The 26,013-nt window shown below is 71.5% G+C and carries 25 protein-coding genes and 1 pseudogene; 19 read left to right on the top strand and 7 right to left on the bottom strand.

Annotation, left to right across the window (positions count from 1 at the left end; translation table 11 throughout):
* The first annotated feature begins 95 nt into the window (after positions 1 to 95).
* On the top strand, positions 96 to 503 hold the full coding sequence (locus tag OG623_RS04985; RefSeq protein ID WP_406144622.1) for a helix-turn-helix domain-containing protein: 408 nt from the start codon (positions 96 to 98) through the stop codon (positions 501 to 503).
* 13 nt (positions 504 to 516) lie between these two features.
* On the opposite strand, the gene OG623_RS04980 is transcribed toward OG623_RS04985, so the two are convergent.
* The 3 genes from OG623_RS04980 to OG623_RS04970 are packed head-to-tail and all read right to left on the bottom strand — an operon-like array spanning position 517 to position 2,783.
* Positions 517 to 1,224 carry a B3/4 domain-containing protein gene (locus tag OG623_RS04980; RefSeq protein WP_406144620.1) on the bottom strand — a complete coding sequence of 236 codons (708 nt, stop codon included), beginning with the start codon at positions 1,222 to 1,224 and terminating at the stop codon, positions 517 to 519.
* Positions 1,225 to 1,270: 46 nt separating this feature from the next.
* Entirely contained in the window at positions 1,271 to 1,918 is a 648-nt protein-coding gene (locus OG623_RS04975) for an FMN-binding negative transcriptional regulator (protein WP_406144618.1), read from the bottom strand.
* 28 nt (positions 1,919 to 1,946) lie between these two features.
* Entirely contained in the window at positions 1,947 to 2,783 is an 837-nt protein-coding gene (locus OG623_RS04970) for an EamA family transporter (RefSeq protein ID WP_406144617.1), read from the bottom strand.
* A gap of 122 nt (positions 2,784 to 2,905) precedes the next feature.
* Here OG623_RS04970 and OG623_RS04965 point away from each other — a divergent pair, with 122 nt between their 5' ends.
* The gene (locus tag OG623_RS04965; protein ID WP_406144615.1) at positions 2,906 to 3,481 is read left to right on the top strand and encodes a helix-turn-helix domain-containing protein; all 576 of its coding nucleotides are present in this window, start codon (positions 2,906 to 2,908) and stop codon (positions 3,479 to 3,481) included.
* Between the two features lie 242 nt (positions 3,482 to 3,723).
* Here the strand turns inward: OG623_RS04965 and OG623_RS04960 are convergent, their stop codons facing one another.
* Positions 3,724 to 3,996, bottom strand: a complete 273-nt coding sequence (locus OG623_RS04960) for an SRPBCC domain-containing protein (protein ID WP_406151679.1) — start codon at positions 3,994 to 3,996, stop codon at positions 3,724 to 3,726.
* A 342-nt stretch (positions 3,997 to 4,338) separates the two neighbouring features.
* On the opposite strand from OG623_RS04960, the gene ggt reads away from it, so the two are divergent.
* From ggt to OG623_RS04935, 5 genes are all read left to right on the top strand, one after another.
* On the top strand, positions 4,339 to 6,144 hold the full coding sequence (ggt, locus tag OG623_RS04955) for a gamma-glutamyltransferase (RefSeq protein ID WP_406144614.1): 1,806 nt from the start codon (positions 4,339 to 4,341) through the stop codon (positions 6,142 to 6,144).
* Between the two features lie 74 nt (positions 6,145 to 6,218).
* On the top strand, positions 6,219 to 6,896 hold the full coding sequence (locus OG623_RS04950) for a glycoside hydrolase family 75 protein (RefSeq protein WP_406144612.1): 678 nt from the start codon (positions 6,219 to 6,221) through the stop codon (positions 6,894 to 6,896).
* Positions 6,897 to 6,949: 53 nt separating this feature from the next.
* Complete coding sequence (locus OG623_RS04945; RefSeq protein ID WP_406144610.1) at positions 6,950 to 7,249, top strand: helix-turn-helix domain-containing protein; 300 nt, start codon at positions 6,950 to 6,952, stop codon at positions 7,247 to 7,249.
* Positions 7,250 to 7,269: 20 nt separating this feature from the next.
* Positions 7,270 to 7,650 carry a PPOX class F420-dependent oxidoreductase gene (locus tag OG623_RS04940; protein ID WP_406144608.1) on the top strand — a complete coding sequence of 127 codons (381 nt, stop codon included), beginning with the start codon at positions 7,270 to 7,272 and terminating at the stop codon, positions 7,648 to 7,650.
* A 116-nt stretch (positions 7,651 to 7,766) separates the two neighbouring features.
* On the top strand, positions 7,767 to 9,182 hold the full coding sequence (locus OG623_RS04935; protein ID WP_406144607.1) for a hypothetical protein: 1,416 nt from the start codon (positions 7,767 to 7,769) through the stop codon (positions 9,180 to 9,182).
* A 13-nt stretch (positions 9,183 to 9,195) separates the two neighbouring features.
* Here OG623_RS04935 and OG623_RS04930 read toward each other — a convergent pair.
* Positions 9,196 to 9,987 (bottom strand): annotated as a pseudogene (locus OG623_RS04930) (aldo/keto reductase); the annotation flags it as partial.
* A 127-nt stretch (positions 9,988 to 10,114) separates the two neighbouring features.
* Between OG623_RS04930 and OG623_RS04925 the strand changes: the two are divergent.
* The 7 genes from OG623_RS04925 (at position 10,115) to hydA (ending at position 16,744) form a co-directional block, all read left to right on the top strand.
* The gene (locus OG623_RS04925; RefSeq protein WP_362894672.1) at positions 10,115 to 10,297 is read left to right on the top strand and encodes a hypothetical protein; all 183 of its coding nucleotides are present in this window, start codon (positions 10,115 to 10,117) and stop codon (positions 10,295 to 10,297) included.
* Positions 10,294 to 11,025 carry a hypothetical protein gene (locus OG623_RS04920; RefSeq protein ID WP_406144605.1) on the top strand — a complete coding sequence of 244 codons (732 nt, stop codon included), beginning with the start codon at positions 10,294 to 10,296 and terminating at the stop codon, positions 11,023 to 11,025. The genes OG623_RS04925 and OG623_RS04920 overlap by 4 nt, the downstream gene beginning before the upstream one ends.
* Positions 11,022 to 11,945: a DUF6895 family protein gene (locus OG623_RS04915; RefSeq protein ID WP_406144604.1), complete on the top strand. Its 924-nt coding sequence runs from the start codon at positions 11,022 to 11,024 to the stop codon at positions 11,943 to 11,945. Before OG623_RS04920 ends, OG623_RS04915 begins: the two co-directional genes overlap by 4 nt.
* A 4-nt stretch (positions 11,946 to 11,949) precedes the next feature.
* Entirely contained in the window at positions 11,950 to 12,978 is a 1,029-nt protein-coding gene (locus tag OG623_RS04910; RefSeq protein WP_406144603.1) for a serine hydrolase domain-containing protein, read from the top strand.
* Between the two features lie 137 nt (positions 12,979 to 13,115).
* Positions 13,116 to 13,958, top strand: coding sequence for a nitrilase-related carbon-nitrogen hydrolase (locus OG623_RS04905; RefSeq protein WP_406144601.1), 843 nt, complete (start codon positions 13,116 to 13,118; stop codon positions 13,956 to 13,958).
* The gene (locus OG623_RS04900) at positions 13,955 to 15,238 is read left to right on the top strand and encodes an aspartate aminotransferase family protein (RefSeq protein ID WP_406144600.1); all 1,284 of its coding nucleotides are present in this window, start codon (positions 13,955 to 13,957) and stop codon (positions 15,236 to 15,238) included. The genes OG623_RS04905 and OG623_RS04900 overlap by 4 nt, the downstream gene beginning before the upstream one ends.
* Before the next feature lie 108 nt (positions 15,239 to 15,346).
* Positions 15,347 to 16,744 carry a dihydropyrimidinase gene (hydA, locus tag OG623_RS04895; RefSeq protein WP_406144598.1) on the top strand — a complete coding sequence of 466 codons (1,398 nt, stop codon included), beginning with the start codon at positions 15,347 to 15,349 and terminating at the stop codon, positions 16,742 to 16,744.
* A gap of 92 nt (positions 16,745 to 16,836) precedes the next feature.
* Here the strand turns inward: hydA and OG623_RS04890 are convergent, their stop codons facing one another.
* Positions 16,837 to 17,667, bottom strand: a complete 831-nt coding sequence (locus OG623_RS04890; RefSeq protein WP_406144596.1) for an alpha/beta fold hydrolase — start codon at positions 17,665 to 17,667, stop codon at positions 16,837 to 16,839.
* Positions 17,668 to 17,952: 285 nt separating this feature from the next.
* On the opposite strand from OG623_RS04890, the gene OG623_RS04885 reads away from it, so the two are divergent.
* Positions 17,953 to 18,954 carry a TIGR03842 family LLM class F420-dependent oxidoreductase gene (locus OG623_RS04885; RefSeq protein ID WP_406144595.1) on the top strand — a complete coding sequence of 334 codons (1,002 nt, stop codon included), beginning with the start codon at positions 17,953 to 17,955 and terminating at the stop codon, positions 18,952 to 18,954.
* Positions 18,955 to 19,096: 142 nt separating this feature from the next.
* Positions 19,097 to 20,632, top strand: a complete 1,536-nt coding sequence (locus tag OG623_RS04880; protein WP_406144593.1) for an NCS1 family nucleobase:cation symporter-1 — start codon at positions 19,097 to 19,099, stop codon at positions 20,630 to 20,632.
* Here the strand turns inward: OG623_RS04880 and OG623_RS04875 are convergent.
* On the bottom strand, positions 20,595 to 21,362 hold the full coding sequence (locus OG623_RS04875; RefSeq protein ID WP_406144591.1) for a hypothetical protein: 768 nt from the start codon (positions 21,360 to 21,362) through the stop codon (positions 20,595 to 20,597). The genes OG623_RS04880 and OG623_RS04875 overlap by 38 nt on opposite strands.
* A 218-nt stretch (positions 21,363 to 21,580) precedes the next feature.
* On the opposite strand from OG623_RS04875, the gene OG623_RS04870 reads away from it, so the two are divergent.
* The 3 genes from OG623_RS04870 (at position 21,581) to OG623_RS04860 (ending at position 25,923) form a co-directional block, all read left to right on the top strand.
* On the top strand, positions 21,581 to 21,949 hold the full coding sequence (locus OG623_RS04870) for a hypothetical protein (protein WP_406144589.1): 369 nt from the start codon (positions 21,581 to 21,583) through the stop codon (positions 21,947 to 21,949).
* A 149-nt stretch (positions 21,950 to 22,098) separates the two neighbouring features.
* Positions 22,099 to 23,601, top strand: coding sequence for an amidase (locus OG623_RS04865; protein WP_406144587.1), 1,503 nt, complete (start codon positions 22,099 to 22,101; stop codon positions 23,599 to 23,601).
* Between the two features lie 99 nt (positions 23,602 to 23,700).
* Complete coding sequence (locus OG623_RS04860; protein ID WP_406144586.1) at positions 23,701 to 25,923, top strand: NADP-dependent isocitrate dehydrogenase; 2,223 nt, start codon at positions 23,701 to 23,703, stop codon at positions 25,921 to 25,923.
* Positions 25,924 to 26,013: the final 90 nt, after the last annotated feature.

Genomic DNA, 26,013 nt, shown 5'->3' with positions numbered 1-26,013 from the left:
GTCATTCGATCGTTCGACGACAGGATGTGTGTCCGGCGCAGCCGTGATGTGCACAGCCCCTGCGGCGTAGAATCTTGACAATTCAACGGGCAGTGATGGGTGCGGGCAGTTACAGGGCCAGGCGTGGCCGCCGCGCTGGAGCACCTGTTCGTCACGCTCTGGGAGCAGGCGGCGCCCGAACGTTCTGCCTTGTGTCGTGCGGCGTCGTTGGACCGTCCCGCAAGAGCCGGTCTGAGCGTGTCCGACATTGCGGACCTGCACGGCCTCCAGAGCGGAGTTTGCGCCGTGTCTGCGACATGGTGTTCGAGTACGGCCCAAAGACGCTCGCGTCGATCCACCGTCTCCAGCACGCGCTTCATCTCGCCCGGTCTGGTAGGCCACTCGGCGAGGCATCCGCGATGGCCGGTTACGTCGATCAGTCCCATCTGAACCGCGACGCCCGGCGTATGGCCGGAGCCACGCCCGAACGAGGTGCTGCTCAACCTGTGCTGCCGCTGGGATGACAGGGGCGTGGAGTCAGAGGGTGACCTGCAGGTGGGCGGGGCTGAGGTAGTGGACGGCGCTCCGGGCGGAGTGTTCGGTGAGCAGGTCCTGCAATTCCTCGACGGCAGTGGTCAGGAGGTCTCCGTCGCGGGTAGCGGTCAGGGTTTCCAGGACAAAGGCGACGTGGGTGGAGTCCTCGGTGACGCGGGTGCGGTGGGCATCCCGGTGGTTCCAGTGTCGGGTGAGAACATCGGTGGTGTCGGTGTAGATGATCTCGCCGGGCTTGGGGTGCTCGACGGTGTCGGGTTCGCCGAGCGGGGTGAAGGTCTCGCTGCCGTTGGCGTAGCGGATCTCGACGTCACCGGTGACGCGGTCGAGGTCGAAGGCGCCGGCGGGCAGGCCGTGGCGGACGGACACGGCGTTGTAGGAGTCGACGGCCGGGTTGATCCGGGGCAGGGTCCCCTTCTTCGCCATGCGGCGGCCGAGTGCGTCGACGCTCGGGCGGATACGGCGTGGATTGGTGCCGAAGGAGCGGTAGGCGGTGTGCCACGTCTTGATGCGCGGGTCGCTCTCGTCGGTGGGAGCCCAGGTGCCGTCGGCGAGTTGGGTCTCCAGGTTCCCCAGAGCCTCGATGGTGTGGGGCCAGGGCTCGCGGCCGTTCAGGCCGGTGGCGGTGACGACCGCGATGAGGGTGTCGGGGAAGGCGTCGGCGACGTCGGGGCTGATGAGGAAGGCGGTCATCGTGGGAGCGTTTTCCGTTCGGTGAGCGGGCCGGGGGTGGCAGTGGTCAGGACTTCCAGGTGCCGATGCGGTCCAGGCGGCGGAGCTGCTGGGCTGCAGTGGGTGCGTCCAGGGCGGTGCCTCGTTCGGTGACCCGGCGGGCGGTGTCGGTGCGCTGCTCGACGGGTTTGTGGTCGTCGTACTTGAACTTCGCCCGGACGTCGGCGACGTCGAGGCGCAGGCCGCGGATGCCGGGCAGCATCCGCCCGTAGGGAGGCTGGTCGGGATCGATGGGGGCGTGGTCGCCATCGGGCTGGAAGTGGGCCATCTGCCGGCGCAGCAGCTCGGCCTTGGCCGCCGGGTCGTCGATGATGCCGGCCTGGCAGGTGAACTGGACGGCGGCGTAGTAGCTGGTGGGGACGCCGTCGGTGGGCTCGGTACCGGGTTTGGCGCGCCAGGGCCCGGGGATGAAGGCGTAGTCGCCGGTGATGGTGAAGGTGACGTTCGGGTCGGCCTCGATCGCCTTCCAGACGGGGTTGGGCCGGGCGAGATGCACGAGCAGGGCCGTGCCATCGACGGTGAAGTGGGTGGGCACGACGGCCGGTGGGTGTCCGGGCGGGCCGTTGACGCTGAGGATGCCGAAGTCGTGGCCCTCCGCGATCCAGGTCTGCCACTCGGCGTCGTCGAGGGCTGCGTCCCAGGGCTGGATGAACATGCCGGGCTCCTTCCGTACGGGTGGAGGGTCAGGTGAGGGCGAGGAGGCTGACGGCGACGGCGGCGGTGCCCAGGCCGATCAGCTGGTTGCGGTGGATGCGTTCAGCCAGGACGCTGCGGGCGAGCAGTACGGTGCCGGCCGGGTACAGGGCGGTGATCACGGCGACGACGGCCAGGTCGCCGCTGCGGGCGGCGAGCAGGAACAGCAGGTTGGCCAGCGAATCCAGCACGCCGGCCGCCGCGGAAATCCCGTAGGCGGGCTTCTCCGTGCCCAGGCGGCGGAACATCACCGCGGCGGCGACCAGGGTGGCGGCGGAGGAGACGGCGCGGCCGACGATCAGCGGGCCGACGCCGCTGTCGGAGGGTGCCTGGTGCAGGAAGACCAGCTGCAAGGCGATCGCGGCGCCAGCTCCGGGGGCGAGCAGCAGCGCGGTGCGCGAGGGGCGGGCCGACTTCGCGCCGTGCCCGGCGCTGACCAGCACCACGGCCGCCAGCGCCAGCGGCAGGCCGACCAGCCCGGCCACCCCCAGGTGCTCGCCTTGCACCAGCCCGACGCCGACCGGCAGCATCGCCGACACCAGCGCGGTGACCGGGGACAGCACGTTCATCGGCCCGATCGCCAGGGTCTTGTAGAGCAGGGCGAACGCGGCGGCCGACGCCACGCCGGACGCGGCGCCCCAGACCAGGGTCGCCGGGGCGAAGGAGGCGCCGAGGACGGGCCACAGCAGCAGCTCGACGGTCAGCGAGGCCGGGGCCGCGATCATCACGGTGCGCAGGACATGGGCCTTGCGGGCACCCAGGCCGCCGAGGAAGTCGGCGCATCCGTAAGCCAGAGAGCTGCCCAGGGCCAGCAGCAGAGCGATCACAGGTAGTACATCCCTTACTATCAATGGAACGACTACACCGTACAACGCACCGACCGTGAGTCGTCAACCGAACGACCGCACGGACCAGTACGGTGACCCACCTGCTTGAAGGGGTGACAGCGATGACGGAGACCGAGGCGGCGCTGCGGACGCTCGCGCACAACGTCCGCGCGGCCCGCACCCGCGCCGGGCTTTCCCTGGACGAACTCGGCCGCCGGGCCAAGGTCAGCAAGGGTGCCCTCGTAGCCCTGGAGAAAGCGCAGGGCAATCCGAACTTCGCCACCCTGGTCCGCCTCGCCGACACCCTCGGCGCCTCCGTCTCCGCTCTGATGGAAGGCCGCCCCGAACAGCGGGTGCGGGTGGTGGACGCCGGCACCGTCATGCCCCTGTGGAAGGGCGAGCACGGCAGTGAGGCCCGGCTCATGCTGACCACCAGCGGTCCGGCGGCCACCGAGGTCTGGCGCTGGACACTGGAACCCGGCGAGGAATACCCCAGCCACCCCCACCAGGCCGGTGTGACCGAGACCATCAGCGTCACCAGGGGCGAGATGGTGCTCGTCGCCGACGGCGTCGACTACACCGTCGCCGCCGGACAGACCGCCACCTTCGACGCCGACACCACCCACACCTACCGCGGCACGGGCACCCGGACCTGCCACCTGATCATGACCGTCCACCTGCCCCCGAGCCCCGGGTAGCGTCCCGATGGCCCCAGGAGGCTGGACGGCATCCGGCTTCCTGCCGGCAGGCGACGCCGCGCGTCCCATGCGGGGTTCCGTACGGGTGCATGACCCAGCGTTCAACGCACGGGTCCTTGCCGGGACCCGCGCACTGCTCAAGACGGTTCCCGCCTGGGGGGACGCCCTGGAAGGGTGCGTTCGTGGGTGCCTGCTGTTCGGCGGGCTCTCGCACCGGCCTTGTCCGAAGAGCCGCTTGGGGCTCAGGGGCTTTCCGGGCGCAGGGCGCCTTGGCCGTCGAGGTCGTCGAGCACGGCAGGCAGGCCCGTGGTGAGCATCTTGGTGCGGACGGAGCCGAGGATCTTGGCCATGAAGAAGCCTGCGGCGCCGGTGAAGCCGGTGTGGTCGTAGGTGAAGCGCGTTCCACTGCCGCACGGTTCGAGCCGGTGGGCGACCTCGGTCACCTCGCCACCACCTTCGTCCTGCCACGAGTAGCGCAGTAGCGCAGGCTCCAGCACCTCCAGCACCTCGCACACCACGACGCCGCTCCAGCCGGGCTTCGGTTTCGCGATGAACTTGAACGTGGTGCCGACCGTGGTGGCGAACCCCTCGGGCTCGAGCGCCGGCGCCCGTGGCCGTCCACAGCGGGATCAGTTCCGGATCGGTGACCGCGCGCGCGGTTCGTGAAACCGGGCATGGCCGGCCTCAGCTGGGGAGGACGGCCGAACTCGGAGGGTTGGCCGCCTGGGTGATGCTCCCGCGACAGGAGCCGGACACGTCGGCGTCACACCGTCGGCGGAACGGTTGGCCGAGGCGGTCCTGACGGCGGAGGTGATGCGGCGTTACCCTGCGCGGACGATTCTTCACAGGAGGTACGGATGCGTCGTTCCGTCGGCCGGAATGTGTCGTTTCCCATCGTGCTCGCGGTCATCGGTTCGCTCGCCGCCGCAGCCCCGGCGGCGTCCGCGCCACCCGTTCCGCCTCCCAAGTCGCCGGTGGCGGTGGGTTACGGGGGAGCCGTGTCCAGCGTCGACGCGGATGCCTCGGCCGCAGGCATCGAGGTGCTCCGCAAGGGTGGCAACGCCGTCGACGCGGCCGTCGCCACCGCCGCGGCGCTGGGTGTCACCGAGCCCTACTCGGCGGGTGTCGGAGGCGGCGGGTACTTCGTGCACTACGACGCCAGGTCGGGCCGGGTGGGCACCATCGACGGGCGCGAGACCGCGCCCCGCAGCGCCGACTCCTCCCTCTTCCAGGAGGACGGAGAGCCGATCCCCTTCGACGAGGCCGTCACCAGCGGACTCGGGGTCGGCACCCCCGGCACAGCGGCCACTTGGCAGAAGGCGCTCGACCGCTGGGGGACCAAGTCGCTGGGGCGGGTGCTCGAACCGGCCGAGCGGCTGGCGAGCGACGGGTTCGTCGTGGACGAGACCTTCCGCTCCCAGACCGCCGACAACCAGGAGCGGTTCGCCGATTTCCCCGCGACCGCCGAGCTGTTCCTGCCCGGCGGGAAGCCGCCGGAGACCGGATCGGTGCTCAAGAACCCCGACCTCGCCCGTACGTACCGGACGCTGGGCCGCAAGGGCGTCGACGAGCTGTACCGGGGTGAGCTGGCCCGGGACATCGTGTCGACGGTCAGGAAGCCTCCCGTGGACCCGGCGGCGACGCGCGAGGTGCGCCCGGGGGACCTGACGGCCAAGGACCTGAAGGCGTACCGCGTGCTGAGCCAGGCCCCGACGAAGACCGCCTACCGAGGCCTCGACGTGTACGGCATCGCGCCGTCCTCGTCCGGGGGTACGAGCGTGGCCGAGGCCCTCAACATCCTGGAGTCGACGGACCTCTCGAAGGCGAGCGAGACGCAGTATCTGCACCACCTCATCGAGGCCAGCAGGATCGCGTTCGCCGACCGGGGCCGCTGGGTCGGTGACCCCGCGTTCGAGGACGTTCCGACGCGGGGGCTGACCGGCCAGCGCTTCGCCGACTCGCGTGCCTGCCTCATCAAGGACGACGCGGTCCTCACCAGCCCGCTCGCACCGGGCGACCCACGGAACCCCGCCCGCTGCGCCACCGGGGGCAAGGCCGCCCCGACGACGTACGAGGGTGAGAACACGACCCACCTCACGACCGCCGACAAGTGGGGCAATGTCGTCGCCTACACCCTCACCATCGAGCAGACGGGTGGCAGTGCCATCACCGTGCCGGGGCGGGGCTTCCTGCTCAACAACGAGCTGACCGACTTCTCGTTCGCACCGGCGGACCCGGCGGTCCACGACCCGAACCTGCCGGGACCGGCCAAGCGCCCGCGCTCGTCGATCTCGCCGACCATCGTGCTGGAGCACGGCAAGCCGGTGCTGGCCCTCGGCTCGCCGGGCGGTGCCACGATCATCACCACCGTCCTCCAGTCGCTGGTCGGACACCTGGACCGGGGGCTGCCCCTGGTCGACGCCATCGCCGAGCCGCGCGCCAGCCAGCGCAACGCGGCCACCACCGAGATCGAACCCGGACTGTGGGACAGCCCGGTGCGCGGGAAGCTGGAGGCGCTCGGGCACGCGTTCACGGAGAACCCGGAGATCGGCGCCGCCACCGGCGTCCAGCGGCTCCCGGACGGGCGCTGGCTCGCGGCCGCGGAAAAGGTGCGGCGCGGCGGTGGCTCGGCCATGGTGGTGCAGCCGAGCGGGCGTTCATGACCGGTCGGCGGTAGCGGTTGGTCAGGAGGGGCCCGGCACGGGCTCCTCGCACCCGGTGAAAGGGCACGACGACGGTGCGTACGCGCATGCTGGTCCTCTCCGCGCTCTCCGGCGCCTCCCTGCTGGCCTCGGTGCTCCCCGCCGCGGCCACCGGCGACAGGGCAGGCCCGGTGGGCGCGGCGGAGCTGCTGGCCAAGGTGAAGAACTGCACCCGGATCTCCCACGGCAGGTACCGGACGGACGAGGGGGCGCCGGCCACCGTGCCGGTCTGCGGGACGGACCAGGCGGTGTTCTGGAAGGCCGACATGGACATCGACTGCGACGGCAAGGTCACCTCCGTCTGCAACACCAGGACGGATCCGGCCTTCCAGCCGGACACGGCATTCGGGGCGTCGGACGGCAAACCGCTGGACGCCGCCCGGCTGCCGTACGTCGTGGTCCCCGGTTCCGGCCGGCTGTGGGACCGCAGCAGGTCGGGGATCGCCGGCGGTGGCGTGGTTGCCGTCATCCACCGGGGCAAGGTGCGCTACGCCGTCGTCGGGGACACGGGGCCCAGCGGGATCATCGGCGAGGGGTCGTACGCCCTGGCCGATGCGCTCGGTATCGATCCCGACCCGAAGACCGGCGGCGTGGCGTCCGGTGTCACGTACATCCTCTTCAGGAACTCCGTGGTGTCACCGATCGAGAGCTCCGCCGCAGCGGCCGAGGTGGGTGCGGCGGCGGCGCGGAAGTTCGTCCGGGGCGGCGCCTGAGAGGCTCAGGACCGTCATTCCGGCACCGACCCGATCGGTATTAGAATGACGGCATGGTACGGAACCCCCTGACCCCGGAAGAGCGCCGGCGCGGCGAGCGGCTCGGCGAGGTGCTGCGCGAGGCGCGTGGCGCCCGCAGCATGGTCGCGGTCGCCGCGAGCGCGGGAATCTCGGCCGAGACGCTCCGTAAGATCGAGACGGGCCGGGCCCCCACCCCCGCCTTCTTCACGGTCGCGGCGCTCGCGGGGGCCCTCGGGCTGTCGATGGACGAGCTGCTCACGCTCTGCGTGCCGGAACCCGCCCCCGCCGCGGATCCGCTGCCGGAGGCGGGTGTGCTGCCGCTCACCGCGTAGGGCCGCGTAGGCTCGCGCCCGTGACTCTCCAGGACTTCGCCCGCAGCGAGTACATCAGCCTCACCACGTACCGGAAGGACGGCACCCCCGTCGCCACGCCCGTCTGGGCCGGGGCCGAGGGCGATGTGCTCTACGTCTGGACCCGGACCGACTCCTGGAAGATCAAGCGGCTGCGCAACGACAGCCGGGTACGCGTCACCGTCTGTGATGTTCGTGGCCGCGTCGCCGAGGGTGCGCCGAGTGCCGAGGGGACGGCGCGGTTGATCGAGGGTGACGGGCTGGTGCTGGTGCGGAAGGTGCTGGCCCGCAAGTACACCTGGAAGTTCAGGTTCCTGGACTGGCCCGCCCAGATCCTGTGGCGCGGCAAGGGCCGCCACACGGGGATCGCCGTCACGTTCTGACGGGTCCGGCCGCCACGGGTCCGGCTGCCACGGATCTGGACGCACCGTGACCGTGCCGGAAAAGCGCGCGTAGTCCTTCCGTAACACGCCTGCGGTCGAATGCCCGGCGGACTGGAATGTCCCAGTCCCGGGCGACCGGTGAGGCGATGGTGACGGTGCATCAGGATCCGTGGGAAATAAGGGCGTTCGCGCAGTACCTGCGAGGCCTGTGCGCACGGCTCGATCCCGGGCAGGGCTGGTACGGAGTCTTCTGCGCACGCGATCCCGACGGTATGCGCGCCTGTTTCGACGGCGCGGAGGTCCCGCCCTGGGACGTGGTCGAGTCGCTGCTCCAGGACCTCGCCGCGGTGCACGGCACGGAGTTCGCCGCACAGGAGTCCGTGACCGCCGCGCAGCTGTGTGCCGCCGCGTCCGCCGCGTACGACAGACGCCCCGGCGGACAGCAGGCCCTCGTCGACCGGCTGGGCGTGATGCTCCAGGAGCAGTCGTACGCGGCCCGGCGGATGCGGGCGGCCGGTGCGGACGGGGCGCCCGCGCCGGACGGGGACACCGAGGTCCTGGCCTGGGCGCGGGACGACCACGCCCGTGCCACGGCGCGCTGCGCCGAGCTGCGCGGGCGGCTCGCGGCGGTGGAGAGGACGGTGCCGGACAGCTGGTTCCGGGGCCGGGGTGACGCGAGCGCGCCCGGCGCTGCCAGGAGTACGCGGACGGCTCCCGGCCCCGGCTCCGGCCCTGAGCCCGTATCCGCACCTGCTCCCGGTCCCGTACCCCCTCCCGCTCCCGCTGCCACTCCCGTGAGGAAGCGCAGGAAGCCGAGCGGGGCGCGCTTCGCCGGCCTGGAGATCGAGGAGGACGCCGAGGTCGGTCCCGACCCCTCGGATGGGCCCGGACTGCCGGTCGCGGCGCGGTCCGATGCCGTGCCGCACGGGGCCCGCTTCAGCGGCTTCCGGGCCCAGGACGGCGCAGGCCCGGCCGCGCGGCGGGCGACGGAACCCGACCCCGCCACGCGCCGGGCCGCCGATGACGCCGTCGCGCTGCTCGTACGGCTGCGCGCCGAGGGCCGCAGCGGTGAGGCGCACGGCGTGCTCTGCGAGGCCGCGGCGTGGCCCCCCGGGCATCTGCCGGTGCTCGCCGTCGCCCTGCACGGGGCCGGCCTCGACGCCGACTGGGCGACCCTGCTGTGGGAGGTGTCCTCCCTGCCGCCGGCCGAACTCGCCGCCTCGGCGGGCGCGCTGGCCGCCGCGGGCCGCGCCGACGACTGCGGGCAACTGCTCCGGCAGGGGGTGGCCCGGCCGGCCGGCGAGATCGCGGATGCTGTCGTCGCCCTCGATCTGGCGGGTCTGGAGCCGGAGGCGCGGGCGCTGCTGGGCGCGTACGTCCGCGCACGGACGCCCGAGGACGCGGCCCGCGTCGCCGAGGGCGGGCCCCGCCATCTCGTCCCCCGCCTGCTCGCGGCGGCACGCGAGGTGTCGGAGGCCCGGGAGTGGGACGTGGTCCACGCGCTACGGGTGGCGGGCATCGCGGCACCGTAGGGCGGGAGGGCCCCTACCCCGGCATCCCGTGCGTCGTACGGCGGTGGCCGGTCCGGCGGTCCCTGATGTCGGCCCAGCGCGCCCCGTACACCGTCTCCGTGACCGCAGGCTCCCGCAGGAAGTCGTGCGGGAAGCCGAGCGGCACCGCGCTCACCCGGTCGAGCCGCTCGACCGCCCCGGCGTCGAGCTCCACCTCCAGACAGCCGAGGTTGTCCGTCAGCTGGCCCTGTGTCGATGCGCCGATGATCGGGACGATGTTGCCCGGCCGCCCGCGCAGCCAGGCCAGCGCCACCTGCGCCGGCGTCCAGCCGCCCAGGGCCGCGATCTCCACCACCGCGCCGACCGTCTCGTGCTCGCGGCGCTGTGTCTCGTCGGCCGCCCCGCCCGGTCCGCCCGCGGCATCGGCACGGGTATCGGCATGGGCATCGAAGTGTTTGCCCGTGAGCACGCCCCGGGCGAGCGGGCTCCAGGCGAAGACCGCCTGGTCGAAACCGTAGGCCTGGGGCAGCAGTTCACGCTCCGGCGTCCGATCCAGCAGGCTGTAGCGCAGCTGCGAACCGGTGAAGGCGGTCCAGCCGCGCAACTCGGCGAGTGTGTTGGCCTGGGCGATCTCCCAGGCGGGCCAGTCGGGTACCCCGACATAGAGCACCTTGCCGGAGCGCACGAGGTCGTCGAGGGCGCGCATGACCTCATCGACCGGGGTGAAGTGGTCCCGTGCGTGCACCCACAGGACGTCCAGGCGGTCGGTACGCAGTCGCTCCAGGCTCGCCTCCACCGCCCGTACGAGGTTCTTCCGGTGGTTGCCGACCTCGTGGCCCATGCACATGCCAGTCCGGGCGGACTTGGAGAGATAAATCCCATTTCACCCTTTATCGTCGTTCGAGGCATAGCCACACAAGTGGTCCATGTCACCCCGATGATGTGGAGGCATCATGCTTACCCAGCAGATCACCCTCACCGCGACACCGGCCCAGACCACCACGCTGAGCGCCCTGATGGCGGAGCCCGAGGCAGCCGTCAGCGACGCCCCGCTCTACACCCCCGAGGCCGCGGGCTTCCTGCTCGCGCTCCTCCTCCTGTCTCCCAAGGAGCCGAAGGAGCCCCGGGGCAAGTGAGTTCCCACTCCGCATTCGCCGAGGCGGCCGACGCCCTGGCAGGCAGTGTCCTCGGTGCCCTCGACGGCACCGGGGACGCTGTGCAGCTGGCGCGGTACGCCGACGACGCCCCCGACACCCTCGCGGCGCTGGCAGCCGTACGGGTACTGGGAGCCGACGTCTTCAGCCCCCACCTTCTGGCGGGCCACTCCCTTCCGGCACAGGACGCGGCCGTCGTGGCCAAGGCCTTCGACGCCTTCCCCGCGTCCGGCGCCCCGGACGACGCGACGGTCGCCCGCCGCGACCACGCCACCGCGGTCCTGCTCGCCCGGCTCTCCGGTGACGACACACTGCGCGCACTCGCGCCGGCTCCGGCGGACGACACCATGCCGGGACCCGCGGGCGACTGGAGCGGCTGGTCCGTCCGGATGGCCCAGCTCTCCCCGCTCGCCACGCTCGGCCTCGACAGCCCGGTCCACGAGGCGGCCCGGCGTGAGGCACTCTCGCTGGGCCGCGGCATGAGCCGCTCGATCCTGCGCCGTGACTTCCCCACCGCGGTGCGGCTCGTCCGCTGGCTGGCCTGGCTGCGGTACGAGGGCGTGGAGCCGCCCCTGGACCCGGAGGTCGCGGCCGAGCACGTATGGCTGGTGGGCGGGGGCGGCCCGCGCGTGGCCCTTGACCTGGCCATCGCCCGGCACTTCCTCGAACAGCGGCCCGGTACGGCCCCCAGGAAGGCGGCACACCGATGACGACGACGATCTCCGAGCCGGTCACCCGGGCCGCTCGCGGCATGGCGGACCGGGCGCTGTCATGGCTGCACGCCAACCGGGACCTCGGCGGCCTGCCGCCGGGCACGACCGAGACCATGGCCGACCCCGACAGCGTCTACAAGCCGCTGGGGGAGACCACCCTCGCGGCCTCCCTGATCCTGCGCGACGGTGTCGCGGGACCCGGGCGGCTGGCCGCGGCCCAGAGCCTGATGGACTTCACCTGGGAACAGTTCAGGCGTGGCGACATGATCTATGAACGCCAGCTCCGCCACACCCTGATGACGGACCCGCTGGAGATGTACGCCCCCTTCGTGCGCTGCGGCTACCGTCACGAGGCGCTGGACCGGCTGCTCGTCCACCGCTCCCGGGTGCGGTCGGTGAGCAGTGTCGAGGTCCTGCCGAACCGGCGGCTCGCCGTCGCCAACGCCGCCCGGGTCGTGGGCCTGGACCACGCCGAGGACCTGAAGGCGCTGGCCGCAGCCACCTGGCTCGGTGCGCGTCCCGAACCGTGGGCCATCAACTGGATCACGGCCTACGCGATGACCCACACGGTCTTCCACCTCACCGACTGGGGCGGCAACCCGGGCGGACTGCCGCCCGAACTCTCCGACTACGTCCACACCTGGCTCCCCGTCTGGATCGACATCTGGCGCGAGGTGGGGCAGTGGGACCTCGTCACCGAACTGCTCGTGGTGGGCGCCTCGATCGAAGAGCCCTACTGCCGGGCGGAGGACTGGGAGGCCGTCGCCGCGCTCCAGCACGAGGACGGACTCGTGCCCCGGGACAGCGACCCGGTGGACGACGACCCGCAGCGGCGCTTCACGGACCACCAGCACACGGTCGTCGTCGCGGCCGTCGCCGGATCCATCGCTCTCGCCCGGTCCGCGGAGCAGCGGTGAGCGTGTGACCGGGACGCCGCTGACCGACCGCCTCCAGCCCCTCCTGGCATCCGCCGACGGGCCGGCGGCGGCGGTCGCGGCGGTGCGGGGCACCGAGCGCGCGGTGCTCTGCCGCGGCCCGGTGGGGGAGAGCACCCGGTTCGAGACGGGCTCGCTGACGAAGACCTTCACCGCCCTGCTGCTCGCCGAGCTCGCCGCCAGGGGCGAGGTCGGCTACGGCGACCGCGCCGACCGCTATCTGCCCTTCCGGCTCCCCGGGCCCCCGCTCACCCTCCTCCACCTGGCCACCCACACCTCGGGCCTGCCCCGGCTGCCCCCGGGGCTGCTGGGCCGAGCCGTACGCAGCGGCTGGCTCAGCAACCCGTACGCCGGCTTCCGCGAGGACGACCTGCTCGCCTCGCTGCGCAGGACCCGGCTGCGGAACCGGCCGGGCAGCCGGGTCCTGTACTCCAACTTCGGCGGGGGCCTGCTGGGCCACGTACTCGCCAGGGCCGCGGGCGGCACCGGGAGTGACTACCCCGCCCTGCTGGCCGAGCGCGTGACCGGCCCGCTCGGTCTCACCGACACCGACTGCGATCCCAACCGCCCCCAGGCCACCGGGCATTGGCACGGCCGTCCGCGTCCCGCCCTGCTGATGCCCGGGCTGACCGCGGCAGGAGCCGTACGATCGAGCGCCCGGGACCTGCTGCGCGTCCTGGCCGCGCTCCTCGACCCGGACACCGCCCCTGACGCCGTGCTGCGCACCGCGCTGACCGAGGTGCAACGGCCCCGGCTGAGCGTGCCCCGCACCGGCTCCCGGCTGTGCCTCATCTGGAACCTCCGTCCGCGCCCCGGCGGCGCGCTGCTCCACCACTCGGGGGGCACCCGGGGCTTCACCGCCTTCGCGGGCTTCCTGCCCGGCTCCGGCACCGGTCTCGTGGCCCTCACGAACACGGCTCCCACGCCGCTCGCACCGTTCGTCCAGTCCGCCTACGGGGCCCTTCGGGCGCTGGACGAGCGGCCCTTCGGGACGGTGTGGACCGCTCGGGTATGAAACATGATCGACTCCGCCGGTTCACGGCGATGGTCTTGCCCCGCTGTGTGACGGGGCTTACGTTCTCCTCCTATGCACCGTGTCTACGGGCGTAGAGAACGAAGAGGCTCTCTGACGCCGCGTCGAAGGAGCAGCTCATGTCCCATGTCGTACGCGCCGCACTCGTCCAGGCGACCTGGACCGGCGACACCGAATCCATGATCGCCAAGCATGAGGAACACGCGCGGGAGGCTGCCCGGCAGGGCGCGAAGATCATCGGTTTCCAGGAGGTGTTCAACGCCCCCTACTTCTGCCAGGTCCAGGAGCCCGAGCACTACCGCTGGGCCGAGCCCGTCCCTGACGGGCCGACGGTCCGCCGGATGCGGGACCTCGCCCGGGAGACGGGCATGGTGATCGTCGTGCCGGTCTTCGAGGTCGAACAGTCCGGCTTCTACTACAACACCGCGGCGGTGATCGACGCCGACGGCTCGTACCTCGGCAAGTACCGCAAGCACCACATCCCGCAGGTCAAGGGATTCTGGGAGAAGTACTACTTCAGGCCGGGCAACGCCGGCTGGCCGGTCTTCGACACCGCCGTGGGCAAGGTCGGCGTCTACATCTGCTACGACCGGCACTTCCCCGAGGGATGGCGGCAACTCGGACTCAACGGCGCCCAGTTGGTCTACAACCCGTCCGCCACGTCACGCGGCCTCTCCGGCTATCTGTGGCAGCTGGAACAGCCCGCGTCCGCCGTCGCCAACGAGTACTTCATCGCCGCGATCAACCGGGTCGGCCAGGAGGAGTACGGCGACAACGACTTCTACGGCACGAGCTACTTCGTCGACCCGCGCGGCCAGTTCGTCGGCGACGTGGCGAGCGACAAGGAGGAGGAACTCGTCGTACGCGACCTGGACTTCGGGCTGATCGACCAGGTCCGCCAGCAGTGGGCGTTCTACCGGGACCGCAGGCCGGAGGCGTACGAGGGGCTGGTGGAACCGTGAGCGGACTCCATGAACGCCACCTCGCCGTCAGCCCCGACTGGCTGACGCTCTACTACCGGAACCCCCTGGAACTCACCCACGGTGACGGCCGCCATGTCTGGGACGCGGACGGCAACCGCTACCTCGACTTCTTCGGCGGCATCCTCACCACGATGACCGCGCACGCCCTGCCCGAGGTGACCAAGGCCGTCTCCGAGCAGGCCGGCCGGATCATCCACTCCTCGACCCTCTACCTCAACCGCCCGATGGTCGAACTCGCCGAACGCGTCGCAGCGCTGTCCGGCATCCCCGACGCCCGGGTCTTCTTCACCACATCCGGCACCGAGGCCAACGACGCGGCCCTGCTGCTCGCCACCGCCCACCGCGGGTCGAACCAGATCCTGGCGATGCGCAACAGCTACCACGGCAGATCGTTCTCGACCGTGTCGATCACGGGCAACAGGTCCTGGTCGCCCACCAGCCTCTCGCCGCTCCAGACGCTGTACGTCCACGGCGGGGTCCGCGGCAGGGGACCGTACGCGGAGCTGAGCGACGAACGGTTCATCGAGGCCTGTGTGGCCGATCTGGAGGACCTGCTCGGCCACACCCGGGGGCCCGCGGCACTGATCGCCGAACCCGTGCAGGGCGTCGGCGGGTTCACCGCGCCGCCCGACGGTCTGTACGCGGCCTTCCGTGAGGTCCTCGACCGGCACGGCGTCCTGTGGATCTCCGACGAGGTGCAGACCGGCTGGGGGCGCACAGGCGACCACTTCTGGGGCTGGCAGGCGCACGCGTCGAACGGGCCGCCCGACATCCTCACCTTCGCCAAGGGCATCGGCAACGGCATGGCCATCGGCGGTGTCGTCGCCAGGGCCGACGTCATGAACAGCCTGGACGCGAACTCCATCTCGACGTTCGGCGGATCCCCGGTCACCATGGCCGCCGGGCTCGCCAACCTCACGTATCTGCTCGAACACGACCTCCAGGGCAACGCCCGGCGGGTCGGCGGGCTGCTCATCGAGCGGCTCCGGGCGGTCGCCGCTGGCTCCCCGGCCGTACGGGAGGTGCGCGGCCGAGGACTCATGATCGGCATCGAGCTGGTGCGACCCGGCACCGGCGAGGCCGACCCGAAGGCCGCGGCGGCCGTACTCGAAGCGGCCCGCGAGGGCGGCCTGCTCATCGGGAAGGGCGGCGGCCACGACACCAGCGTCCTGCGGATCGCGCCACCCCTGTCGCTGACCGTCGCCGAGGCCGAGCAGGGCGCGGAGATCCTGGGCGAGGCACTGCACGCGGCGACCTGAGCGCCGCAGCCCCGCGGCCCGCCTCGCCGCGGGGCGGGCCGCTCCCCGTACGTCATCACGCACCGCGCCCACGCCCGTAGGCCGGTTCCGCCACCGCGAGGAGGGGTCATGAGCCGCACCGTCATCCACGGGGGTCTCGTCATCACCGCGTCGGACGAGATCCACGCCGATGTACTCATCGAGGGCGGACGCGTCGCCGCCCTCGCCGCCCACGGCACCGACGCCGCGGCGGGCTGGAGCGCCGACCGCAGGATCGACGCCACCGGGAAGTACGTCATCCCGGGCGGCGTCGACGCGCACACGCACATGGAGATGCCGTTCGGCGGGACCTTCGCCAGCGACACCTTCGAGACCGGCACCCGGGCCGCCGCCTGGGGCGGCACCACCACGATCGTCGACTTCGCCATCCAGACCATGGGCCGCTCGCTGCAGGAGGGGCTGAACACCTGGCACGAGAAGGCCGACGGCAACTGCGCGATCGACTACGCCTTCCACATGATCCTCTCGGACGTCAACGAGTCCACGCTCAAGGAGATGGACCGGCTGGTGGCGGAGGGTGTCACCTCGTTCAAGCTGTTCATGGCGTATCCCGGGGTCTTCTACTCCGACGACGGACAGATCCTGCGCGCCATGCAACGCGCCGCGGGCAACGGCGGGCTGATCATGATGCACGCGGAGAACGGCATCGCCATCGACGTGCTCGTCGAGCAGGCGCTCGCGGAGGGCCGCACCGATCCGCGCCACCACGGCGACGTACGCAAGGTGGCCCTGGAGGCCGAGGCCACCCACCGCGCGGTCCAGCTCGCCCGGGTGGCGGGCTCGCCGCTGTACATCGTCCATGTCTCGGCCGACGAGGCACTCGACGAGATCGCCGCCGCCCGGCACAAGGGGCTCCCGGTCTTCGGCGAGACCTGTCCGCAGTACCTCTTCCTCTCCACGGACAACCTCGCCGAACCCGGCTTCGACGGCGCCAAGTACGTCTGCTCGACCCCGCTGCGCCCCAGGGAGCACCAGGAGGCGCTCTGGCGCGGTCTGCGGAACGACGAGCTCCAAGTGGTCTCCACCGACCACTGCCCGTTCTGCTTCTCGGGCCAGAAGGAGCTGGGCAGGGGCGACTTCTCGAAGATCCCCAACGGCATGCCGGGCGTGGAGAACCGGATGGATCTGCTGCACCAGGCCGTGGTGGACGGACACATCTCGCGCCGTCGCTGGATCGAGATCGCCTGTGCGGCGCCGGCCCGGATGTTCGGTCTCCATCCGCGGAAGGGGACGATCGCGCCGGGTTCGGACGCGGACGTCGTCGTGTACGACCCGGCGGCCGAGCAGACCATCTCCGCCGGGACGCACCATATGAACGTCGACTACTCGGCGTACGAGGGCAAGCGCGTCACCGGGCGGGTCGAGACGGTCCTGTCGCGCGGAGTCCCGGTCATCGAGGAGGGTGGTTACGTCGGGCGTGCGGGGCATGGGGCGTACGTGCCCCGGGGCTTGTCCCAGTACCTGTGAGCGGCCGCCGGACGTGTCGGCCGGCCTGCCGACGGGATGTCAGGGGCCAGCGTCGGAAGGGGAGTCCGCACCGGCCATCGCTGACGGGTTCCCTACTCCTTCACGAACGCCAGGAGGTCGGGGTTGATGACGTCCGGATGCGTCGAGAGCATCCCGTGGGGATAGCCCTCGTAGGTCTTCAGCCTGCCGTTCGGCAGCAGCTTCGCCGACAGGGGCCCCGCGTCCTCGTAGGGCACGATCTGGTCGTCGGTGCCGTGGGCGACCAGGACCGGCACCTCGATCTTCTTGAGGTCCTCGGTGAAGTCGGTCTCCGAGAAGGCCTTGATGCACTCGTAGTGGGCGTTGGCCGCGCCCCGCATGCCCTGCCTCCACCAGTTGTCGATCAGCCCCTGCGACACCTCGACACCGGGACGGTTGAATCCGAAGAACGGCCCCGCCGCCACCTCGATGTAGAACTGTGCGCGATTGGCGGCCAGGGAGGCGCGGAACCCGTCGAAGACCTCCATCGGCAGGCCGCCGGGATTCGACGCGGACTTCAGCATGACCGGTGGCACCGCACTGACGAGCACGGCCTTCGCCACCCGCCCGGGCTCGGACCTGGCGACGTAGCGGGCGACCTCGCCGCCGCCGGTGGAGTGCCCGATGTGGACCGCGCCGCGCAGGTCCAGCGCTTCGGCCAGCGCCCGTACGTCGGAGGCGTAGGTGTCCATGTCGTGCCCGTCGGCGCTCTGGGAGGAGCGCCCGTGCCCCCGCCGGTCGTGGGCGATCACCCGGTAGCCCTGGGCGAGGAAGAAGAGCATCTGGCTGTCCCAGTCGTCCGCGCTGAGCGGCCAGCCGTGGTGGAACACGATCGGCTGGGCGTCGCGAGGGCCCCAGTCCTTGTAGTAGATGTCCGTGCCGTCGATCGTCGTGACCGTGCCCATGGTCGATCCTTCCGCTTGAATCGCTTACGCGGTGAGACGTGCGGGAATTCACCGGCCTCACCGGGAGGAGATTCGCCACTGCCGAAGAGGTCGATACCGCGACCGAACGCCATAAACGATACCTTCAGCCGACATAACTCTCATTCTCTGGCAGCACGGCCGTCCCGGTGCGGCAGCAGGAACGTCACGCGCCGTCGTCCGGACTCCCCTCCCGAAGCCGGGGAAGAGGTCGGCATCGTCCCCTTCCCGCGCCATGTGTCAGTACTTCGAACAGGAGCATCTGTCATGGATTTTGGACTCGTCCTCCAGACCGACCCGCCCGCATCGGCCGTCGTCGGACTCATGCGCCGCGCGGAACGCAACGGCTTCCGCTACGGCTGGACCTTCGACTCGGCGGTGCTCTGGCAGGAGCCCTTCGTCATCTACAGCCGGATCCTGGAGCACACCGAGCGGTTGATCGTCGGGCCGATGGTGACGAACCCGGGGACCCGCACCTGGGAGGTCACCGCCTCCACGTTCGCCACGCTCAACGACATGTACGGCAACCGCACCGTCTGCGGCATCGGCCGCGGTGACTCGGCGATGCGGGTGGCCGGCCGCAGGCCGAACACGCTGGACCGGCTCGGCGAGGCCATCGAGGTGATCCGGGACCTCGCGGAGGGCCGCGAGGCCACCGTCGACGGACAGCCGGTCCAGCTCCCCTGGGTGAAGGACGGCAGGCTGCCCGTCTGGATGGGCGCGTACGGCCCCAAGGCACTCGCGCTGGCCGGCGAGAAGGCCGACGGCTTCATCCTTCAGCTGGCCGATCCCTACCTCACCGAATGGATGGTCAAGGCGGTACGCGACGCGGCCGCGGCGGCCGGCCGTGACCCGGACTCCGTCACCATCTGTGTCGCCGCGCCCGCCTATGTGGGCGAGGACCTGGACCACGCGCGCGAGCAGTGCCGCTGGTTCGGGGGGATGGTCGGCAACCACGTCGCCGACCTCGTCACCCGCTACGGGGAACACTCCGGCCTGGTTCCCGATGCCCTCACCGCGTACATCGCGGGCCGCTCGGGATACGACTACAGCCACCACGGCCGCACCGGTAACCCGGACACGGCCTTCGTCCCCGACGAGATCGTGGACCGGTTCTGTCTGCTGGGGCCGGCCGAGGCCCACATCGAGAAGCTCCAGGCCCTGCGGGACCTGGGTGTCGACCAGTTCGCCGTCTACAACATGCATGACGCGCGGGAGGCGACCATCGACGCCTACGGCTCCACGGTCATCCCCGCACTGTCCGCCTGATCCCGCACGCGGCGGCTCCGGACCACCCACCGGCACGCCACGCAGCCCCCACCCGCACCCCGCACGGCACATCCGCACCCGCACCCGCACGGCACACCCGCACCCCGCACGGCACACCTCCCGAGCGAAGGGTCACGCCACCATGACCGCGACCGTCCCACCACCCCCGCCCGGCGAGCGGATGTCCGACCCCACGGGCCGGATCGAACTCGCCCCGGGCGCCGTCCCCGATGACCCCCGCTTCGTCAACGACGACCTGCTGCCCGTGCCCCTTGAGCGACGCCGGTGGACGACGTACAACTTCGCCGCCCTGTGGATCGGGATGGCCCACAACATCCCGTCCTGGCTGCTGGCCTCAGGCCTCGTCGCGCTCGGCATGGACTGGAAGCAGGCCGTCTTCACGATCGCGCTGGCCAACCTGATCGTGCTGGCCCCGATGCTGCTCACCGGGCACGCGGGACCCAAGTACGGCATCCCCTTCCCGGTCCTGGCCCGTGCCTCCTTCGGGCTGCGCGGCGCCAACCTGCCGGCGCTGATCAGGGCCGCGGTCGCCTGCGCCTGGTTCGGCATCCAGACCTGGATCGGCGGCGTCGGGATCTTCACACTGCTCGGCAAGATCTTCGGCGGCTGGGCGCGCGCCGGCGAGATCGGCGGGCAGCCCTGGACGCTCTGGCTCTGTTTCGTCCTCTTCTGGGCCCTTGAACTCGCCATCATCTACCGGGGCATGGACACCCTTCGCCGCTTCGAGAACTGGGCTGCGCCCTTCGTCATCGTCGGTGCGGTGGTCCTGCTGGTGTGGGTCGCGGTCAAGGCGGGCGGGTTCGGCCCGCTCCTCGACCAGCCGTCCGCACTGGGCTGGGGCGCGGACTTCTGGCCGGTCTTCTTCCCGTCGCTGATGGGCATGATCGCCTTCTGGTCCACGCTCTCCCTGAACATCCCCGACTTCACCCGCTTCGGCGCCGGCCAACGCGCCCAGATCTGGGGCCAGTCGCTCGGACTTCCGACCACGATGACGTTCTTCGCGCTGCTCTCCGTCTTCGTCACGTCCGGTTCCCAGGCCGTGTACGGGGAGGCGATCTGGGATCCGGTGGAGCTCGTGGCGAAGACGGACAACGTCTTCGGGCTCCTCTTCGGACTGATCACCGTGCTGATCGCGACCGTCTCCGTGAACATCGCGGCCAACGTCGTCTCTCCCGCCTACGACCTGGCCAACCTCGCACCCAAGCTCATCAACTTCCGTACGGGCGCGCTGGTCACCGGGGTCGTCGGCGTCCTGATCATGCCGTGGAAGCTCACCGAGACTCCCGAGCTGTACATCTTCACCTGGCTCGGCCTGGTGGGCGGTCTGCTCGGCACCGTGGCCGGCATCCTCATCGCCGACTACTGGATCATCAACCGCACCGTGCTCGAACTGCCGGACCTCTACCGCCCCGGAGGCCGCTACTGGTACACACGCGGCTGGAACTGGCGTGCCGTCGTCGCCTTCGTGATCGGCGGAGTCCTCGCGGTGGGCGGCTCCCACTCGGCACCCGGCAAGGGCCCCTTCCCCGCCGACGGTCTGATCCCGGTGCTCCGACCGCTGGCCGACTACGGCTGGGCCGTCGGCCTGGTCTCCTCGCTCGTCGTCCACACCCTCCTCGTCAGGACTGTGCGGGGGCCCTACCGAGCACCGCGCTGATGTCCACGGTCTCGTCCGCGGGCGGCGTGGCCGTGGGTACCGGCTCGTCGAAACGGGAGAAGTCCACGGCCGCGTCCGCCCCGTCGCCCCGCACGGTGATCCGCACCGGGTGGTGCACGCCTTCGGTGTCCACGTACGCCGTCAGCTCCTGCCCGTGCAGGGTCCGGGTGACCGGAACGGTACGGGTGCCGTCGACCCTGGTCACCTTCCCCTTGGTGAACGTCCCCGCGGATGTGCCGGCGTTGTCGGAGACCAGGTCGCGGAAGGTGTCCAGATCGCACCCCTGCACGATCGGACGCAGCCGGGAGTCCGAGGCGGAGGCCTTCATGTACCGCCCGGCCAGGATCGCCTCGAAGGCGGAGCCTCCGACGGGGACCTGGTTCTCCCAGAAGTCCGCATCGGGTTTGAGCCAGACCGAGTCGCTCCGTTTGATGATCTCCGCCTTGCCCTTGTTCCTGCCCAGGTCCACGTCACCGGCGCAGTTGCCGCTCCGGTCCAGGCTGAGGTCGATCGTCATGGGCGGGCGGTTCTTCCCGAGGTCGCCCTGCGCCCGCAGGTGCAGCGACCGGACGTCCAGCAAGGCGTCCCGGGAGCGGTCGGCGATCTGTTCGGCGGGGAGCGATTCGATGTCGTCGTCCGCCTGGGCCGCCGTACCGCCGGTCACGGCGAGCGCGGTCACTGCCACTGCCGCGCAGGCGGCGGCACGTGCGGCGATGCGCTGTCCTGCCACGGCGCCTCCTCGGAAAACGGCCCTGCGCAGGGCCCTCTCGAGCGGGATTCACCCTCCCGGTGAGCGTACGCCCGCGCACGGTTGCCTGCCCGGCGGACGGGGTGTACGGAGGGTGAGGTTCGGCGCTGTTTTCGGCTACGGAACGTGGGGGAGGGGTGCCCCCGGAGATCACCGGAAGTCGACCGGGATCAACGGACTCGCCGTAGAAAAGGGGAGAAATGAACAAGCTGTTCAAGGGGAACGCCGTCCGCACGCTGGCGCGGGGTGCGGCCGTCGCCGGTCTGACCGTCGCACTCGCCGTGCCGGCCACCGCCGCGATGGCCGCCACACCCGCCGCCGCACCCGCGGCCATCCCGCCGGGACTGTCGTGCGACACGGGCAAGCACGCGATCGACGACTACACCGGGTACGCGCTGTGCGCGAACAACGGCTCGGCCACGCAGACCTTCTGGGTCCACCTCGTCTGCGGCTGGTCCCCCGACGTGGACGGTGAGCACGTCACGCTGCGGCCCGGCGAGTCCGGGCAGTCGACCGCCCACTGTGCCGGGCTCGGCACGGGCATCGGCGAGATCCAGGTGCGGCCGTAACAGCAGCACACCGCTGTGGCGCCCCGATCCGCGTGCGGCGTGCTTGAGCGCGCCGCCGCGCCTCGTTACTCTCCAGTAGACCCGTGCGGGCGGATCCGGGGCGCCCCCTGGGACCCGGTGGTCCCGGCGGACGCGAGGAGGCGGTGGTGATGTCCTCAGCAGACCCCACGGACTCAGCAGACCCCACGGAGCGGACCGGGCCCCTCAGGCCGGTGGAGCCGCCCGTACAGCCAGGGCTCGCGGACTGCGCCAGGGAGCTCGCCGATGGCCGGACGACCTCCGCCGCGCTGGTCACCGAGGCGTTCGCGCGCATCGAGGCGAGCCACCACCGCCTCAACGCCTTCCGTCAACTGCGTCATGAGGCCGCGCTCGCCGAGGCCGCCGACGCCGACCGGCGGCTCGCAGCGGGGGAGCGGCTCCCGCTGCTCGGGGTGCCGGTGGCGGTCAAGGACGACACCGACGTGGCCGGCCTGCCCACCTACTTCGGCTGCGACGGCACGCTGCCGCCCGCCACCGCCGACAGCGAGGCCGTCCGCAGGCTCAGGGCCGCCGGGGCCGTCGTCGTCGGCAAGACCAACTCCTGCGAGCTGGGACAGTGGGCCTTCACGGAAGGGCGCGCCTTCGGCGCCACCCGCAACCCCTGGAACACCGCGCACACCCCCGGCGGTTCATCCGGGGGCTCAGCCGCGGCGGTCGCGGCAGGGCTCGTCCCCGCCGCACTGGGGTCCGACGGTGCGGGCTCCGTCCGTATCCCCGCAGCCTGGACCCACCTCGTCGGCATCAAGCCGCAGCGCGGCCGGATCTCCGTCCACCCGCACAGCGACGCCTTCCAGGGGCTCACGGTCAACGGCCCCCTGGCCCGTACGGTCGCGGACGCCGCCCTCCTCCTGGACGCCGCCGCGGGACCGCACCCCGGTGACCCGCACCGTCCGCCCGCCGTCGACGCCTCCGGCGCGGCCCGCCGCGATCCGGGCAGGCTGCGTATCGGCCTCGCCCTGCGGCCCCCGACCACCCTCACGCGCAACGCGCCCCACCCGGACGTCAGGCGCGCCGTCACCGCGCTCGCCGAAGCACTCGCCGGGCTCGGCCACCACGTCGAGGAGGCCCGCCCCCGCTACGGGCTGATCGGCCTCTCCTTCGTCCCCCGGGCCACCGCCGGCATCGCCGAGCTCGCCGCGCTGCACCCCGAGCCCTGGCTCCTGGACCCGCGCACCCGCAGCGCCCTGCGCACCGGGACCCGCCTCGGCGGCCGGGTCGTGCGGGCGGCCCGCCTGCGCGAGGTGCGCCAGCACGCCAGGATCGGCTCCTTCTTCGACACCGCGCGCGGCGGATACGACGTGCTGCTCACCCCGACCACGGCCGCCCCGCCACCGCGGGTGGGGGCCTTCGACGGCCTCAGCGCCTGGCGCACCGAGCTCGCGATGACCTCGGCCTGCCCCTACGCCTGGCCCTGGAACGTCCTGGGCTGGCCCGGCATCAACGTCCCGGCCGGCTTCACCCCCGAGGGCCTGCCACTGGGCGCCCAGCTCCTCGGCCCCTCCCGCAGCGAGACCCGCCTCATCGCGCTCGCCGCACAGCTGGAGGCCGACCGCCGCTGGCACGAGCACCGCCCCCCGGCCACCGGCACGCCGGGCCCCGCACGGCATCGGTGACCGGTTGCGGCGGACCGGGCGCGGGCCACTGTGGAGAGGGGGCCGGTCACGAGATATCTTGATGTCAAGCAATGTTGCAGACGTGGAGCGGAGCACCCGGTGACTGACTCGACCATCATCTATACGCACACCGACGAGGCCCCTGCCCTGGCGACGTACTCGTTCCTGCCCGTCATCGAGGCGTACGCCTCGACCGCGGGTGTCACGGTGGAGCGCCGCGACATCTCCCTGGCGGGGCGGATCATCGCCGGCTTCCCGGAGCGTCTCAAGGCCGATCAGCGTATCGATGACGCGCTCGCCGAGCTCGGCGAGCTGGCCACGACTCCCGGCGCGAACATCATCAAGCTGCCCAACATCTCGGCCTCGATCCCGCAGCTGAAGGCCGCGATCGCAGAGCTCCAGGGACAGGGCTACGCGCTTCCCGACTACCCGGACGACCCGCGGACCGACGAGGACAAGGACGTTCGCGCGCGGTACGACAAGGTCAAGGGCAGCGCGGTCAACCCCGTCCTGCGTGAGGGCAACTCCGACCGCCGCGCCCCCGCGTCGGTCAAGAACTACGCCAAGGCGCACCCGCACCGCATGGGTGCCTGGAGCGCCGACTCCAAGACGAACGTCGCCACCATGGGCGTCGACGACTTCCGCTCGACGGAGAAGTCCGTCGTCATCGAAGAGGCCGGCTCCCTGCGCATCGAGCTCGCGGGCGACGACGGCAGCACCACCGTGCTCCGCGAGTCCGTCCCGGTCCTCGCGGGTGAGGTCGTCGACGCGGCCGTCATGCGCGTCGCCGCGCTGCGTGAGTTCTTCACCGCCCAGGTCGCGCGCGCCAAGGCCGAGGACGTCCTGTTCTCCGTGCACCTGAAGGCCACGATGATGAAGGTCTCCGACCCGATCATCTTCGGCCACGCGGTCCGCGCCTTCTTCCCGAACACCTTCGCCAAGTACGGCGACGCGCTCGCGGCGGCCGGCCTGACCCCGAACGACGGCCTCGGCGGCATCCTCAAGGGCCTCGACGCACTGCCGGAGACGGGCGCCGAGATCAAGGCGTCCTTCGAGGCCGAGCTCGCCGACGGCCCCGCCCTGGCGATGGTCGACTCCGACAAGGGCATCACCAACCTGCACGTGCCGAGCGACGTCATCGTCGACGCGTCCATGCCCGCCATGATCCGTACGTCGGGCCACATGTGGGGCCCGGACGGCGGCGAGGCCGACACCATCGCGGTCCTGCCCGACAGCAGCTACGCCGGTGTCTACCAGGTCGTCATCGACGACTGCCGCGCCAACGGCGCCTTCGACCCGTCCACCATGGGCTCCGTACCCAACGTCGGTCTGATGGCGCAGAAGGCCGAGGAGTACGGCAGCCACGACAAGACCTTCGAGATCCCCGCCACCGGCACGGTGCGGGTCGTCGACACCAAGGGCGCCGTCGTCCTGGAGCAGACCGTCGGCGCCGGTGACATCTTCCGGATGTGCCAGACCAAGGACCTGCCGATCCAGGACTGGGTCAAGCTCGCCGTCACCCGCGCCCGCGCGACCGGCAACCCGGCCGTGTTCTGGCTGGACGAGGGCCGCGCGCACGACGCCAACCTCATCGCCAAGGTCAACACCTACCTGGCCGAGCACGACACCGACGGCCTGGACATCTCCATCCGTACGCCGGAGGAGGCCACGGCCTTCTCGCTGGAGCGCATCCGCCGCGGCGAGGACACCATCTCGGTCACCGGCAACGTGCTGCGTGACTACCTCACCGACCTGTTCCCCATCCTCGAACTGGGCACCAGCGCGAAGATGCTCTCCGTCGTCCCGCTCATGAACGGCGGCGGACTGTTCGAGACCGGCGCAGGCGGTTCCGCGCCCAAGCACGTCCAGCAGCTGGTCAAGGAGGACTACCTGCGCTGGGACAGCCTGGGTGAGTTCCTCGCCCTCGCCGTCAGCTTCGAGCACCTGGCCACCACCACGGACAACGCGCGCGCCAAGGTGCTCGCCGACACCCTGGACCGGGCCACGGGCACCTTCCTCAACGAGGACAAGTCCCCGAGCCGCAAGGTCGGCGGCATCGACAACCGCGGCAGCCACTTCTACCTGGCGCTCTACTGGGCCCAGGAGCTGGCGCAGCAGACCGAGGACGCCGCGCTCGCCGAGGCGTTCGGACCGCTCGCCCGGACGCTGTCCGAGCAGGAGCAGACCATCGTCGGCGAGCTCGCCGCCGTCCAGGGCAAGCCGGCCGACATCGGCGGCTACTACCAGCCCGACCCCGCGAAGGCGGAGGCCGTCATGCGTCCCTCGGCCACCTTCAACAAGGCCATCGCGACCCTCGGCTGACCCGGCCCGCGCACCGCACCCGGCGCGCACCGCACGCATGAGCGCCCCGGCAGGCTTCCCGCCCGCCGGGGCGCTCGTGCGTGGGGCCGC

Source organism: Streptomyces sp. NBC_01012, assembly GCF_045162755.1.
Classification (GTDB): domain Bacteria; phylum Actinomycetota; class Actinomycetes; order Streptomycetales; family Streptomycetaceae; genus Streptomyces.
This window is presented reverse-complemented; position numbering and strand designations above follow the sequence as displayed.

Excerpts from the sequence above, each read along its gene's own strand:
- ggt (WP_406144614.1), top strand. The coding sequence starts at position 4,339 with ATGCGTCGTTCCGTCGGCCGGAATGTGTCGTTTCCCATCGTGCTCGCG.
- OG623_RS04925 (WP_362894672.1), top strand. The coding sequence starts at position 10,115 with ATGCTTACCCAGCAGATCACCCTCACCGCGACACCGGCCCAGACCACC.
- OG623_RS04915 (WP_406144604.1), top strand. The coding sequence starts at position 11,022 with ATGACGACGACGATCTCCGAGCCGGTCACCCGGGCCGCTCGCGGCATG.
- OG623_RS04985 (WP_406144622.1), top strand. The coding sequence starts at position 96 with ATGGGTGCGGGCAGTTACAGGGCCAGGCGTGGCCGCCGCGCTGGAGCA.
- OG623_RS04980 (WP_406144620.1), bottom strand. The coding sequence starts at position 1,224 with ATGACCGCCTTCCTCATCAGCCCCGACGTCGCCGACGCCTTCCCCGAC.
- OG623_RS04935 (WP_406144607.1), top strand. The coding sequence starts at position 7,767 with ATGTCCCAGTCCCGGGCGACCGGTGAGGCGATGGTGACGGTGCATCAG.
- OG623_RS04905 (WP_406144601.1), top strand. The coding sequence starts at position 13,116 with ATGTCCCATGTCGTACGCGCCGCACTCGTCCAGGCGACCTGGACCGGC.
- OG623_RS04945 (WP_406144610.1), top strand. The coding sequence starts at position 6,950 with ATGGTACGGAACCCCCTGACCCCGGAAGAGCGCCGGCGCGGCGAGCGG.
- OG623_RS04975 (WP_406144618.1), bottom strand. The coding sequence starts at position 1,918 with ATGTTCATCCAGCCCTGGGACGCAGCCCTCGACGACGCCGAGTGGCAG.
- OG623_RS04880 (WP_406144593.1), top strand. The coding sequence starts at position 19,097 with ATGACCGCGACCGTCCCACCACCCCCGCCCGGCGAGCGGATGTCCGAC.
- OG623_RS04885 (WP_406144595.1), top strand. The coding sequence starts at position 17,953 with ATGGATTTTGGACTCGTCCTCCAGACCGACCCGCCCGCATCGGCCGTC.
- OG623_RS04890 (WP_406144596.1), bottom strand. The coding sequence starts at position 17,667 with ATGGGCACGGTCACGACGATCGACGGCACGGACATCTACTACAAGGAC.
- OG623_RS04865 (WP_406144587.1), top strand. The coding sequence starts at position 22,099 with ATGTCCTCAGCAGACCCCACGGACTCAGCAGACCCCACGGAGCGGACC.
- OG623_RS04965 (WP_406144615.1), top strand. The coding sequence starts at position 2,906 with ATGACGGAGACCGAGGCGGCGCTGCGGACGCTCGCGCACAACGTCCGC.
- hydA (WP_406144598.1), top strand. The coding sequence starts at position 15,347 with ATGAGCCGCACCGTCATCCACGGGGGTCTCGTCATCACCGCGTCGGAC.
- OG623_RS04870 (WP_406144589.1), top strand. The coding sequence starts at position 21,581 with ATGAACAAGCTGTTCAAGGGGAACGCCGTCCGCACGCTGGCGCGGGGT.